Raw genomic sequence first — 11,383 nt, 5'->3', positions numbered from 1 at the left:
GGTCATGCGAACGCCAGGAGCAACAGGATGACGATCACGACTGCGGTCCATGCTGCGGTTGTGATGAGGGGCGGTTCGTCGTCGAGCACGCGGAGTGTTCCTGTCGGTGGGTGCCGCTACGTTCTCGGCATGAGTTGGTCGTGGTTCTCGCCGGGCGGTGTGCAGTTGAGGCCGGGCGCGTACGTGTCGACGGTCCCGTTGTCGTGTTGGGAGTGCGGGCTACGCCTGTCGGACGTCGGCCTGATCGGGATACGGGGGAACGTTCTTCAGGGGTGGGCGGCACCGTCGCAGGGCGAGACAGCCCGCGTGTTCTACGAGTGCCTGCGGTGCAAGCACCGGCACTTCTGCTCGTCATGACGCCACGCCCAGGGACTCCGCGACTACCGAGATCAGGTCGCGAGCCGCCGGCGGGGTAACCGCGTTACCCGCCAACCTGACTTGCTCGCGACGGGTGCCCAGCATTTGGTAGTCGGCTGGGAAGTCCATCGCCCGGCTGTACTCGCGGGGTTCGAGCATCCGAAACCGCACATCGTCGATGTCGATGGTGGCGCCAGTCGCGAGCCCCGCACGTTCGACAGTCGTGACCGTCGGCATGGGAGCATCCGAGGTCTGCGCGGACTTCGAAGCGCCGTAGTACGGCGTGACTAGACCGTGATGATTGCCTGATGCGGTGACAGTGGCGAGTGGGTCGGCCACCGGTCGGACCGTGGACCCACCGCCGCGAAGCTCGGCGATGAACGCGTCCGACGGCTGGACAAGCATCTGCCCGGCACCGTCGGCAACGACCGTCGTCAGCGGCTCGCTGTGCGGGTCGAGCAGGCGGTTCCGTTCCCGGAACTGTGCGAGGAACGCCAGTCCCGTCTCGTTGCGGGCCGTCGCTGTGCGCAGCGGATCGGCGGCCGACCGGGCGACCTTCCCCTCACGCCCCTCGACCGGGACCACGAGGGCCTTGCCTCCCGTGGTGTGGACGGTGCGGAGCGGGTCGTTGGTCGGCCACGCCCGCATGTACCCGTCAGTGCGGCCGTGCGCGGGATGCTTCGGGTCGGCGGCGTCGTACGTGTTGCCGCTCGCCTCGATGATCAGCGGTGCCCAGTAGCGGTCGATCCCCGCCTGAATGCGGGCCATCGTCTTGTCCGCGAGCGGGCGGGCACGATCGCCGATCCGCTGACCTTCAAGTGACCAGTCGATGATGTCGGCGGCCGGACGCACGATCGGCTCGACGATCGCGTTCCGGCACGCGACGTTCGGGCAGCGGTACACGTACTGCGACCGATACTTCCCGATCGTGTTACCGGGCTTCTTCCACGACTGCATCGCCCTCACCGGGCCGCACGTCGGGCAGACTGCTCGCGGCCGAGTCAGCCGGTGCAGGTCCGGGCGGCGGTTCCCCTTGCGCCAGAACACGCAGTAGAACCGGTCACGCGACTGCGGCGCCCCATCGCCCATCAGTTGGGCATGCATCGAGTTGAGCATCACCAGCTGGTGGTCATAGCCGAGACTGTCCATCGCCGCGAGCCACGCACCGTACGGCGGCCACTTCGTCACCTCGACCACGTTCTCGACGATCACCGCCTCGTACGCGTGGTACTCGGTGAACCGCACGACATCCCACATCGTCGCCCGCGACCGCTCGGCCGCAGCGTCTGGGAGGACCTCGCCGAACAGGTCGGGTTGCGCGTCGTGGAGGCGCTTGCCCTGGGCGACCGAGTGCTTCGTGCACGACGGAGAGAACCAGCCGAGATTCGTGCGAGGGAATAGCGACGGCTCGTACTGCGAGATGTCGGCGTGAATGTGATCAGCGTCAGGATGGTTCGCGGCGTGCGTCTCGATCGCCCGGTCCCAGTGGTTCGCCGCGGCGCGCAGAGTCACGCCCGGGACCATGAGCGCTCCCGTCGAGGAGCCGCCTGCACCGCAGAAAAAGTCGGCGAGAGTGAGCGTCATACGGCAGCCTTTGTTCCGGGCACGCATGCGCAGGCGCCGCAGGCGCGGCATTCGGTGCAGTCGCGGAGCGGCTGGTTCCACAGGCAGATGCCCGTGATGACGGCGTCGCTGCCGATGGTCGTCGAGCCGCAGGCGGGGCATGTCCCCAGCGCGGTCATCGTGTCAGTCAATTTGGGGTCTCCTTCGATACGGTTCTGGGTGGTGAGTCCAGACGGTTACCGTATCACTGTATCCCCCTCGAAGTTAGGCAGAACGGCGCCTCGCTGCGATGCCACGGCCCGCCCCTGTCTGCGATCGTGACGTGCGTGCAGGGTTCGAGATTTCAGACCCTCGCGGCGATGCGGGCAGCACCTCAGTCACCGCGTGGACACCGGCATCGAGGGCACCGGGCGACCACGTCGACCCGGGCTCCCACATCGTGAACTCCGTCCCCAACTGGCGGAGCTTCGCTCCTCGAGCGAACATCACGCGGCCAGTCTTCACCGCCTGCGCGATCGGCTCCGCCCGAAGTACCTTCGCGCGCCTGGCAGTCACCTCGGCGACGAGCGGACACAGTCCTGTCACCTCGCCTCGCTCGGCGAGCAGTTCCCACGCCTGCGCGACGAGCTGCTTTCCCATGTCGCCGCCGAAGTTCTTCTCCACGACGATCCGGTCCGCTCCGGCGTCGTGCGCGACTTGGCACACGACGCGCGGCCAGTCTGCGGCTGACATCTTCGCTGTCTGGTCGTTGAGGAACCATGCGCGGCGTGCCGGGTCGAGGCCGACGGTGACGACGCCTACGGTGTCGCGGCCGCCGCCAGCGGGGTCGACGCCGACGACGATCCGCTTGAACACGTCTGGGCGTTCTGCGGTGGCGTCGCGGACGTCGTCGTCGGTGAGGAGTGCTCCGGCCGCCGAGTACGGGGTGCCTTGGTACAACGCATTCCAGTCTCGTTCGGTCGATGTCGCCCGCTGGCGGGTCCAGTGCGCCATCAGCGCGGCGGTGTCGCCGTCGTCGATCTTCGGGTGCGACAGCGGCTCCCCCGGTTCACGGCCGAGGGGGTCTTCGTAGACGCCTCGTTCGGCGTCGGGCGGCAGCGCGAGGGCGGGCAGATGGACGACGTGCCACTCGCCGCCTTCTTCGACACGGCCGTCGCGGTCGAGGAGACGCCCGGCGAGGTCGTCGAGGTGCCAGCGCGTCATGATGATCGCTTCACGAGCACCGGGGCTACGGCGCGCGGACCACACCGACGAGTACCAGTGCCACACCTTGTCGCGCATCGTGCGGGACTCGGCTTCGGCGCGGCCGGCGAAAGGGTCGTCGATGATCTGCAGGTCTGCTGGGTGCCCGGATAGGCCGGTGCCGACACCAGCGGAGCGGAGTCCACCGCCTGCTGTGAGTTCCCACGCGGCCTTGGTCGCCATGGTCGGCGAGAGTCGGAGGCCGTAGTCGGCGCCGTACATGCGGACGTATTCGCGGACTGCGGAGCCGTGGGTTTGGGCGAGGCTGGCGGCGTAGGAGGCGAGTTGGATGCGGTCTGCGGGGCGCATGGTGAGCCACCAGAACGGGAACCACCGCGAGCTGCGGCTCGACTTGCCGATCTGGGGTGGCGTGAAGATCATGACTTTGCCGTTGGGGCGGGACAGGAGCCCGGTGAGTGCGTCGTCGATAAGGCGGGTGTGTGGTCGTTCGACGGTCAGGCCCATGTCGCAGCGCGCCGCGAGGGCACCCGGTGACGATGCGGACGGCAGGGCGAGTCCGGCTTTGACGACGCGTTCGGCGAGGTCGCGTTTAAGTGCGAGCTTCTGCTCGTGCGACATGTTGGCGAGGACCGACATCGGTTTACTCCTCGGTGACGGATTCGATGATGGCGTCGAGGACGGGCAGGTCGGGTGCGTCGATGCCCGCGGCTGTGGCGTCGGCGATCGCCTTTTTCTTGACCATGTCGGCGAGGTCGGCGAGTTCGCGGTCGACGTCGCTGATTTCGGTGACGGTGACGTCGACGCGGGTTGGCTGGTCGAGGCCGTGGAGGCGGGTGAGTGAGTCGAGGACACCGCGGCCGGCGGTGATCAACTGCGCGACGCCGACTTCGCGGTTGGATTTGGCGTCGGCGAGGGCGCGCGCTGTTTCTGTCCAGAGGTGTTCGTAGCGGCGGGCTTGGATCTCGTAGAGGTGGTCGGCGAGTTCGGCTCGGCGTTCGCGGGCTGCGGCGAGTTGGTTGTGGATAGCGTTGTGGACAGCGGTCTTGGACACACCGTGCTTGGCGGCGACGGCACGTTCGGATAGCCCGGCGATGTAGTCGTCGAGCCATTCGGCTTGCTGCTCCGCGCGCGGGATCTGTACCCGGGCGCTCGTATTGGCGTCACCCATGTGTTCGATCGTAGGCGGGACGGGCGTGTCCGCTGGTGAGCCGACCTACAGCGGATTCGTTCACGTCGCGCCGAGGCGTCGTCTATGGTTCGCCAGTGACGACGATCGTTCAGGTACCTGCGCCCGAGTCTCCACCGTGGATCACGACGTGGGGTCCGCTCCTCGTCGCGAGCATCGCCGCATTGGCGGCGCTTCTCGGAGTCGCGATAACTGTTTCCGTCGCACGGCGAACATTCACAGACGAGCAATCTGAAAAGCGCCGAGACCGACAGAGGGACCTCATAGCGCGGCTGGTCGGCATACTTTCTCACGAGATTTCACTGTGGTACCTAACAGACGTGGCGACGTCCCAGATGACCTCGTCAGATATGGCCGAGTTCGTTAACACGGATACCGGCAAGGCGCTTGGCCGACTCAAATCGGAACGCACTGATGTGTTGATTCGGGCGCGCTATGAGGTGCTCCATCCATCACTTCGAACAGCTATCGAAGCGGTCAACACCGCAATTGAGGCAAAGGTCAACGACGATTCCGCTGAGACTTCGGCTGATGTCAGAATGGTTCTTGCTGCGCGTCTCAATGCTGGCGCGAAGCAACTAGAGCTGACGCGCGTCATCGAGCTCGCAGTTCAAGCCGTTGAAGCTGCCGCACTAACTGATCTACCCGTTGCGATTAAACCAACCGAGAAGCCGTGGTGGCAGTTCTTACGGTAGGTCATTGCTCTCCGATATCGTCGGCGAGTTGGTCACGGACGTAGCCAGTGCGACAGTCGGCGCAGCGTCGTTTGTGTGCCCGGTAGAGGGCGAGGTCGACGCGGAGCCAGAACGCGTCAAGAAGGCGGTCCAACAGGTTTCTGATCATCGTGTCCGTGACCTCCGTGCAGGATGTCCGTCGGGCCCGTAGATCACCCACGGGCGGCCGCGCCAGAGTTGGTGTCCGGTGCGGATGGTGGCTTGCTCGATGGTCCGGAACGTCTCCGGGTCGAGGCATTGGTTGAGGTCGTGGAGTGTGAACATCAGTTGGCTTTCCTGACGCGGTCGGCGACGTGGCGGCGTGCTTGGTCGTAGGTGGTGAAGGTGCGGCCGCCTGCGGGCCCGATCTGAGAGTCGACTCGCGTGATCTGCCAGCGTCGGGGCTGGGTGGGTGAGGTGAACCCGACAGGTCCGCCGGTGACTCGCCACACGTGCTTGTCGGTCATCGTCGCCGCCCAGTGCGGGTGTATCCGGCGACTCGGCGTGCGGCGCGGCGCTTCATCCGTGGGCGCCGGAACCAGATAGCCGGTACGCCGAACAGCATCGCGGCGAAGTCGACGTTGACGTCGGTGAGCGTGAACTCTGCAGAGAACGAACGGTCGGACGACGGCAGAATCCACGGGTAGTCGGGATCGGTGCCGAGCCAGTCGGGGTCGTCGTACTCCGGCGTGAACTTCACCTGCTCGTTGAGGATGCCGATCGGTTTCAAGTCGGACCCGTACAGCACGGGGCGGGGCATGGGCGTGGTGCGGAGCGTGTTGTCGAACTCGGTCATCGGGTTTCTCCTGTGGTGATCTCCCACGTCTTCGGGTCGAACGGGTCGTCGGGTATCCGCCAGAAGTCCCAGGCGTCGACTGCGAGACGTGCCTGCAGGATCGCGTCCAGCGGTGGCGTGCCACGCCTGAGCAGGATGACTACGATCTCGTGGATGCGTCGTTCGCGTTGCCGTGCGCGCCGTCTGCCGCCGCGCTGCTTCATCTGCGGGAAGTACTGGCGGGTGCGTGGTGCCTGCCGTGGCCGGTTCAGGCGAATCTTCACGGTGATGTTGTCATCCGCCCAGTACAGACCGGTGACTTCGCCGATGATGTCGTTCACTGCTCGTGTCCGATCTCGTCGAGGACGTCCTGGTATGCGTCGTCGGCGTTGCGGACGTGCTCGTTCTGGTCGGCGAGTGTCGCGAGGACGAATCCCGTCAGGACGATGACGCTGATCGAGGCGATGACGAGTCCGAAGACGCAGCCGGTGATGATTCCCGACCTGTTGATGTGCTGGTCGTATCCGTCGGCGCCGAACTTCACCAGGCCCCACCACCCTGCGACGACGGCGGCGATGAGGCCCATGCACGCGACGCTGCACCACGCGGCGATGCGCCGGTCGGCTCGGGTGTAGTCGAGTTGGCGTTGAGCCTGCCGCGCGCGGCGCAGCTGGTGCGTGCTGGTCACTGGTCGACCGCCTCGTACGTCTCGGCGAAGATGTCGGGCTTCACGGCGTACACCTCGCCCTGGACTCCCTTGACGATCCAGTCCCGAACGTCGGCGCGCATCGGCCCTTCGAGCGTCCCGACGACGAGGAACGGTGGCACGTCGTACCCACTGCGACCAACCTCCTTCTCGCGTTCGGTTCGCATGTGGTGCTCGTACTCCTGCGGCACGAAGAACGTCGTACCGTCAGCGAAGCAATGCACCTCCCATGCGTTCCGCCAGCCGAGGAACTGGATCGCCTCGATGACGACGGGCTTCTTGCGGTATTTCGCGGGCGCGGTCACCGGGCGTCACTCTCGCGTCGGTGCACGCACGTCGAGCAGAGGCAGACGTCGGTGTCGCTGTCGGCCTTCCCGCTGTCGTTGGGCAGGAGGCGGAACTGGTACTCGGCGGCAGGGTCGTCGATCGCCCACTCGTCCGTACGGCCGTCAGGGAACTGGACGCGCCACGAGCCTCGCCCGACTCCGGTGATCGTTGCCCACTCGCCGGACCGGAACACCGCCGGGTGCATGCCTCGAACCTGGTCACCTACCCCCGGCTCGCGGGGCTCCGCGTATTTGGTAGCGGCTGGCAGAGGCGCGTCTGGTTCTCGGTAGCCGGAGAGGGGGTCGCGGCCGTTGAGGATCCAGTTCGCGACGTCGATGAGGTGGACAGGGTCGGCGGCCGCCGACCCGAATGGAGCGTTCTGTTTAGTGGATTCCCGTGCTCGGTCGAGCGCTTCGGCGCGCTGCTGCTGCTCGACGGTCAGGGTCGTCGTGGTGGTGTCGGTCATCGTTTCTTCCTCCATTGCTTGGCGTTCGGACACGTCGTGAAGTGGGCGACGTGGAGTTGTAGGCCGCGTGCCCTCATGGCTTCGGCCTGTGATCGGGGGACGACAACGGCGCGCATCTGCCCTTTCTCGGGGTAGATGGAGACGTTGCCGCGGGTCTTGTCGGGGAACGCGTCGACGGGCATCGGCTTGTCGCGGTCGGTGACGCACCAGTAGATCGACGCCCGGCACGATCGGCACTGGTCAATGTGGCCGGCACTCATGACGTCGCCTTGCCGAGCGCGGCGAACCTGCGGTGGGCGTCGCGTAGGAACTCGACGAGGGGCTGGTCCCATTCCTGCTGGTTCGCGACCTCGTTCCACGCGTCATCCTCGTCGCCTTCGCCGTCGCCCCAGCCGAACACGATCGCGTAGGTGAACGCGTCGCCCCAGTGCTCGGCCATGTCCCGCGAGGTGAATGCACACCGGTCTCGCATCAGTTCGGCGCTCATGACGTCGCCTGCCCTGTCCACGGCAGCGTGAGACCGTCGCCGCGACGTCGTGGGACGTAGTGCACGTGCAGGTGATCGATCGTCTGCGTGGCGGCCTCGCCCGCGTTGACGATGATGTTGAAGTCGACGCCGGATCGGTCGCCTGTTGTCGCGTAGTCGTAGGCGCAGCGCCAGGCCGCAGCGGCAGCGACGGCGGCGCGGGACTCGGCGTGGTAGGTCGGCACGAACAGCATGTGGCCCGGCGTGACCGGGTTCAGCGGCTCGAACCACATGACGGGGCGGGCGCGGTCGAACGTGACGGTGCGGCCGTCTACATCGACGTCGACGTTGTATTCGGTGCCGGGGTTCACCCAATGCTCGGCGTACGCACAGAACGGGCAGTCAGCCACGGTCGGCCTCCCCATCGATTGCGCAGCGGACGTCACGGCGGCGGACCCACAATGCACCCGCGTCGTCTTCAGCCACGAGGTGGTCGTCGGCAGTCAGCTCCCGCACCCGGTCGACGGCGGCGCGCATCTGGTCGCCCTGGGTGATGGCGTCGCCGAGGTCATATCGGACCTCGCTGACCTCGCGCTGCAGCCGTGCTACCTCGGCACGCAGCTCATCACGCTGATGCTCCAAGTCGGCGCGCTCGGCGTCGGCCTTCCACGACAGGGCCTTGCGCACTAGCTCCCAGGCGTCGTCGCGGTCGGGATCGTGGTCCTCGACCAGGTGGTCGTGCAGCAGAATGCCTGCGCCGCGTGGGTTGTCGACCCGAGTGTGCGCGTTGTACCCCGGCAGCCCGTTCGCTCCGGTGATGTAGGTGCGGCGGATCTCGATCGCCCCGATCACCTTGCCGTTCAGCTTGAGCTCAGCGGTCAGCATCACGCCTCCGTATCGAGTGCACTTTGGATCTGGGCGCGCAGACGGCGATGCCGGCGGTGGTGCCACTTCGCGTTCTCGTCGTAGTCCCGCAGGTAGAAGTCACGCTCGGCGGCGAACCATGCCGCCCACGCCTGCGATTCATCCCAGCCCTTACCGTTCTCCTCGATCGCGTCGCAGAAGTCGTCGCAATGCTTTGTCAGCCGCTCCACCTTGGCGACCAGGTCGCGGACGAGGTCAGGCGCGGCAGCGATGAAGGCTCCGTCGCCGTCACTCACGCCGCCGTCATCCGGCGCGACGCAGATTCCGGGGCCGCTGACGTACTCGCCTCCCCCGATCACCTCCCACGGTCCGGGTGTGATGCCGTCGAGGGCGGCGCGGGCACGGGACACGACGTCGGGAGTCTCGTCAGTCATTGGTCAGCTCCTCGCTGGTTTCGATGTGGGTGACTCGTACGGGGCCGAAGCGTCGGAGTACTTCCGCCCAGTCGATGTAGGTCTTGCCGCCGAGGTAGAACTTCCAGTCGCCGTTGCTCGACTTGCCGAACAGAAGAAAGTACGCCTCGATGTCGTCTGCGTCGGCCTCGCCAGCGAGAGTCGGGCCATAGCCATCGCCGTAGTTGACCCACGCCATCGACTCGACGCCCGTGATGTTCGGCGGCTCGGGTGCGCCCATGTCGAGGACGTCGCCAACCGCTGCGGGATCAGTGCCGGTCATCGCGCACCGCCTGCCATGTCGAATAGTCCGCCCTGCGTCGGCTTCTTCAACCTGGACACGATCAGCGGGAGGTAGTCGGCCTCGCGCTCGATCGCGATGCACCGACGGTTCTCGAGCACGCACGCCTCGGCGGTGGTGCCGCTGCCTGCGAACGGTTCGAGGACGGTCGCGCCGGGCGGGGTGACGAGTCGTACGAGCCACCGCATGAGGTCGATCGGCTTGACGGTCGGGTGCTGCACACCGTCGACGTTCGGCCGTTCACTGGTGGCGGCCTTGGCCTGGTAGCGGAAGACGGGGAAGAACCGCGACACACCACCCGAGTCGCCGTACGTGTCCGCCGGCGTGAACGAACGAGCATCAGCCCCATAGATCGTTCCGCCGGTTCGAGGCTGCCGCTCGGTCCCCGCGCGCATGGTGCCCGACGTGAGGGTGCCGCTCTGCTGGTCGAGCTCGACGGCCTGGTGATCGTCGAGGATCACGTTCGTCGGCCAACGGCCCCTACTTCCGTCGTATGCGACACGGTCCATGTCTCCAGCCATCGCGGTGCGCCGTCCGCCGTCGACCGCTTCCGGCGTCGAGCCCGGCCCGCCGCTGTAGGTTTCAGTTCGGCAGCCGTCGATGTTCAGGGCACCGGTGCCGTACTCGAGGACCGTCGCGGCGACCGTGCCCGCCAGAGGCTTACGACCGACGACAATCGGCTCGAACGCGGGCTTGAGCGCAGTGCCCCACCCATCCCAGGCCGCTGCGCCCTCGGTGGCCGGTTCCCCTTTCGGAGTCCGTTCGTAGTTCCCGCCCGACATGCTGCCGTTGTCGCTCGACACGGCACCGGCACGACCCCGCCAGATCCCCTCTCCCTTGTCGATGGCCTTGGAGACGTCCATCGACTTCGGGAACCCTGACCCGTACAGCCACGCGATGCTGTCGCGGATCTCGAACCCAGCGTCCTCGACGGCGGCGGCGAGGCGGTGCCAGGTGCGGGAGCCGCCGAACGCGAGCATGTGCCCACCCGGCTTCAACACCCGCAGGCACTCGGTCGCCCACTCGGTGCACCACTCCTGGAACGGTGCACCCGCTGCGCGGATCGAATCAACGCGAGCGGCGAGGTACGGGCCAGCGCTCGTCGTGTGGCCGCGGCCCGCCTCTGTCATCTCGCCGGCGCGCTGCTCAGCCACTTTCACGCCGCGACCGACATCTGCGCCCGGCTTCTTCCACGGCGCGTCCCAGTCCTTGCCCATGAACTCCAGCCCGTACGGCGGATCGGTCACGACCGCGTCGACACTGTTGTCCGGGAGTGTGCGGAGGACGTCGAGGCAGTCGCCGTGGTGCAGGGCGACGAGATCGTCTTGGTAGTAGGGCTCACTCATCGCGCACCGCCGATCCCGAGGACCTCCGCGGCACGCTCGACCTGGTCCCAGGAGGCGCGACGGCCCCCGAAGCGGTCGGGGTGGGAGGCTGCGCGTGCCTTCCTGTGTGCGAGCCGCGCCGCCTCGGGATCACTCACGATGTCTGCCGCCGACATGTCGGCGAGACCGGCAAGCAGTTCAGCGGCACGCGTCTCGACATCCCGGTTCGGCCCGGTCGGCAGTTGCTTCCAGCCCGTGTACTGCTCGCCGCCTGGTGTGATGCCGTATCGGTCGAGGCGACGCAGGCTCTCCAGTGCGAGGCCGATGGCGCGGAGGTTCTCCTGCCACGTCGTGAACGTGTCGCACGGGTACGACAGCGGGCCGTGCTTCGACTCGATGGACAGGATGACGCCGGGGTGATCGGCGACGGCGCGGGCGCGTGGCATCCCGTCGAGCCGGAAGTCGCTCTCGCGGAGCGCGATCTGCAACACCGCAGGCGCAGCGCCATCGACACCGAGGTGCCGCAGTTCGCGGTCGATGAGGTTGAGCGTCAACCGCCACGGCGCGGAGAACGTCGAGCGTTTCCGCTCTGCGGTGAGGGTGCCGGGCCACGCCTGGATCGGGCGCAGCGTCAGCGATGTCGGCCAGTCACTCATCGCGCTCACCCGCCTCGTCTCGG

At 66.9% G+C, this 11,383-nt stretch carries 20 protein-coding genes; 2 read left to right on the top strand and 18 right to left on the bottom strand.

Features of this window, described 5'->3' with window-relative positions; all coding sequences use genetic code 11:
- Positions 1-129 precede the first annotated feature (129 nt).
- Positions 130-357, top strand: coding sequence for a hypothetical protein (locus JVX90_RS00235; protein WP_205330508.1), 228 nt, complete (start codon positions 130-132; stop codon positions 355-357).
- Here JVX90_RS00235 and JVX90_RS00230 read toward each other — a convergent pair.
- The 4 genes from JVX90_RS00230 to JVX90_RS00215 form a co-directional block, all read right to left on the bottom strand.
- Complete coding sequence (locus JVX90_RS00230; protein ID WP_205330507.1) at positions 352-1,941, bottom strand: DNA cytosine methyltransferase; 1,590 nt, start codon at positions 1,939-1,941, stop codon at positions 352-354. The two genes, JVX90_RS00235 and JVX90_RS00230, sit on opposite strands and share 6 nt — an antisense overlap.
- Positions 1,938-2,111 (bottom strand): hypothetical protein, encoded by a 174-nt coding sequence (locus tag JVX90_RS00225; protein ID WP_205330506.1) that lies wholly within the window; start codon positions 2,109-2,111, stop codon positions 1,938-1,940. The genes JVX90_RS00230 and JVX90_RS00225 overlap by 4 nt, the downstream gene beginning before the upstream one ends.
- A gap of 73 nt (positions 2,112-2,184) precedes the next feature.
- A complete protein-coding gene (locus tag JVX90_RS00220) occupies positions 2,185-3,759 on the bottom strand; it encodes a terminase family protein (RefSeq protein ID WP_205330505.1) in 1,575 nt (524 codons plus the stop codon).
- Between the two features lie 4 nt (positions 3,760-3,763).
- Positions 3,764-4,291, bottom strand: a complete 528-nt coding sequence (locus JVX90_RS00215) for a hypothetical protein (protein ID WP_205330504.1) — start codon at positions 4,289-4,291, stop codon at positions 3,764-3,766.
- A gap of 95 nt (positions 4,292-4,386) precedes the next feature.
- Here JVX90_RS00215 and JVX90_RS00210 point away from each other — a divergent pair, with 95 nt between their 5' ends.
- Entirely contained in the window at positions 4,387-5,004 is a 618-nt protein-coding gene (locus JVX90_RS00210) for a hypothetical protein (protein ID WP_205330503.1), read from the top strand.
- A gap of 302 nt (positions 5,005-5,306) precedes the next feature.
- On the opposite strand, the gene JVX90_RS00205 is transcribed toward JVX90_RS00210, so the two are convergent.
- The 14 genes from JVX90_RS00205 to JVX90_RS00140 are packed head-to-tail and all read right to left on the bottom strand — an operon-like array spanning position 5,307 to position 11,360.
- Entirely contained in the window at positions 5,307-5,489 is a 183-nt protein-coding gene (locus JVX90_RS00205; protein ID WP_205330502.1) for a hypothetical protein, read from the bottom strand.
- A complete protein-coding gene (locus JVX90_RS00200) occupies positions 5,486-5,818 on the bottom strand; it encodes a hypothetical protein (RefSeq protein ID WP_205330501.1) in 333 nt (110 codons plus the stop codon). The genes JVX90_RS00205 and JVX90_RS00200 overlap by 4 nt, the downstream gene beginning before the upstream one ends.
- On the bottom strand, positions 5,815-6,138 hold the full coding sequence (locus JVX90_RS00195; protein ID WP_205330500.1) for a hypothetical protein: 324 nt from the start codon (positions 6,136-6,138) through the stop codon (positions 5,815-5,817). The genes JVX90_RS00200 and JVX90_RS00195 overlap by 4 nt, the downstream gene beginning before the upstream one ends.
- A complete protein-coding gene (locus JVX90_RS00190; protein WP_205330499.1) occupies positions 6,135-6,485 on the bottom strand; it encodes a hypothetical protein in 351 nt (116 codons plus the stop codon). Before JVX90_RS00190 ends, JVX90_RS00195 begins: the two co-directional genes overlap by 4 nt.
- Positions 6,482-6,808, bottom strand: a complete 327-nt coding sequence (locus JVX90_RS00185) for a hypothetical protein (RefSeq protein WP_205330498.1) — start codon at positions 6,806-6,808, stop codon at positions 6,482-6,484. Before JVX90_RS00185 ends, JVX90_RS00190 begins: the two co-directional genes overlap by 4 nt.
- A complete protein-coding gene (locus tag JVX90_RS00180; RefSeq protein ID WP_205330497.1) occupies positions 6,805-7,296 on the bottom strand; it encodes a hypothetical protein in 492 nt (163 codons plus the stop codon). Before JVX90_RS00180 ends, JVX90_RS00185 begins: the two co-directional genes overlap by 4 nt.
- Entirely contained in the window at positions 7,293-7,556 is a 264-nt protein-coding gene (locus JVX90_RS00175) for a hypothetical protein (protein WP_205330496.1), read from the bottom strand. The genes JVX90_RS00180 and JVX90_RS00175 overlap by 4 nt, the downstream gene beginning before the upstream one ends.
- On the bottom strand, positions 7,553-7,783 hold the full coding sequence (locus JVX90_RS00170; protein ID WP_205330495.1) for a hypothetical protein: 231 nt from the start codon (positions 7,781-7,783) through the stop codon (positions 7,553-7,555). Before JVX90_RS00170 ends, JVX90_RS00175 begins: the two co-directional genes overlap by 4 nt.
- Complete coding sequence (locus JVX90_RS00165; protein ID WP_205330494.1) at positions 7,780-8,172, bottom strand: HIT domain-containing protein; 393 nt, start codon at positions 8,170-8,172, stop codon at positions 7,780-7,782. Before JVX90_RS00165 ends, JVX90_RS00170 begins: the two co-directional genes overlap by 4 nt.
- Positions 8,165-8,647, bottom strand: a complete 483-nt coding sequence (locus JVX90_RS00160; protein ID WP_205330493.1) for a hypothetical protein — start codon at positions 8,645-8,647, stop codon at positions 8,165-8,167. The genes JVX90_RS00165 and JVX90_RS00160 overlap by 8 nt, the downstream gene beginning before the upstream one ends.
- Positions 8,647-9,060, bottom strand: coding sequence for a hypothetical protein (locus JVX90_RS00155; protein WP_205330492.1), 414 nt, complete (start codon positions 9,058-9,060; stop codon positions 8,647-8,649). Before JVX90_RS00155 ends, JVX90_RS00160 begins: the two co-directional genes overlap by 1 nt.
- Positions 9,053-9,361 (bottom strand): hypothetical protein, encoded by a 309-nt coding sequence (locus JVX90_RS00150; protein WP_205330491.1) that lies wholly within the window; start codon positions 9,359-9,361, stop codon positions 9,053-9,055. Before JVX90_RS00150 ends, JVX90_RS00155 begins: the two co-directional genes overlap by 8 nt.
- The gene (locus JVX90_RS00145; RefSeq protein WP_205330490.1) at positions 9,358-10,725 is read right to left on the bottom strand and encodes a site-specific DNA-methyltransferase; all 1,368 of its coding nucleotides are present in this window, start codon (positions 10,723-10,725) and stop codon (positions 9,358-9,360) included. Before JVX90_RS00145 ends, JVX90_RS00150 begins: the two co-directional genes overlap by 4 nt.
- Entirely contained in the window at positions 10,722-11,360 is a 639-nt protein-coding gene (locus tag JVX90_RS00140) for a molecular chaperone DnaJ (RefSeq protein ID WP_205330489.1), read from the bottom strand. Before JVX90_RS00140 ends, JVX90_RS00145 begins: the two co-directional genes overlap by 4 nt.
- Positions 11,361-11,383 lie beyond the last annotated feature (23 nt).

It is taken from the genome of Gordonia sp. PDNC005, assembly GCF_016919385.1.
Classification (GTDB): Bacteria; Actinomycetota; Actinomycetes; order Mycobacteriales; family Mycobacteriaceae; genus Gordonia.
Note: the sequence above shows the minus strand (reverse complement) of the source record. Positions and strands in the feature narration are given on the sequence as shown.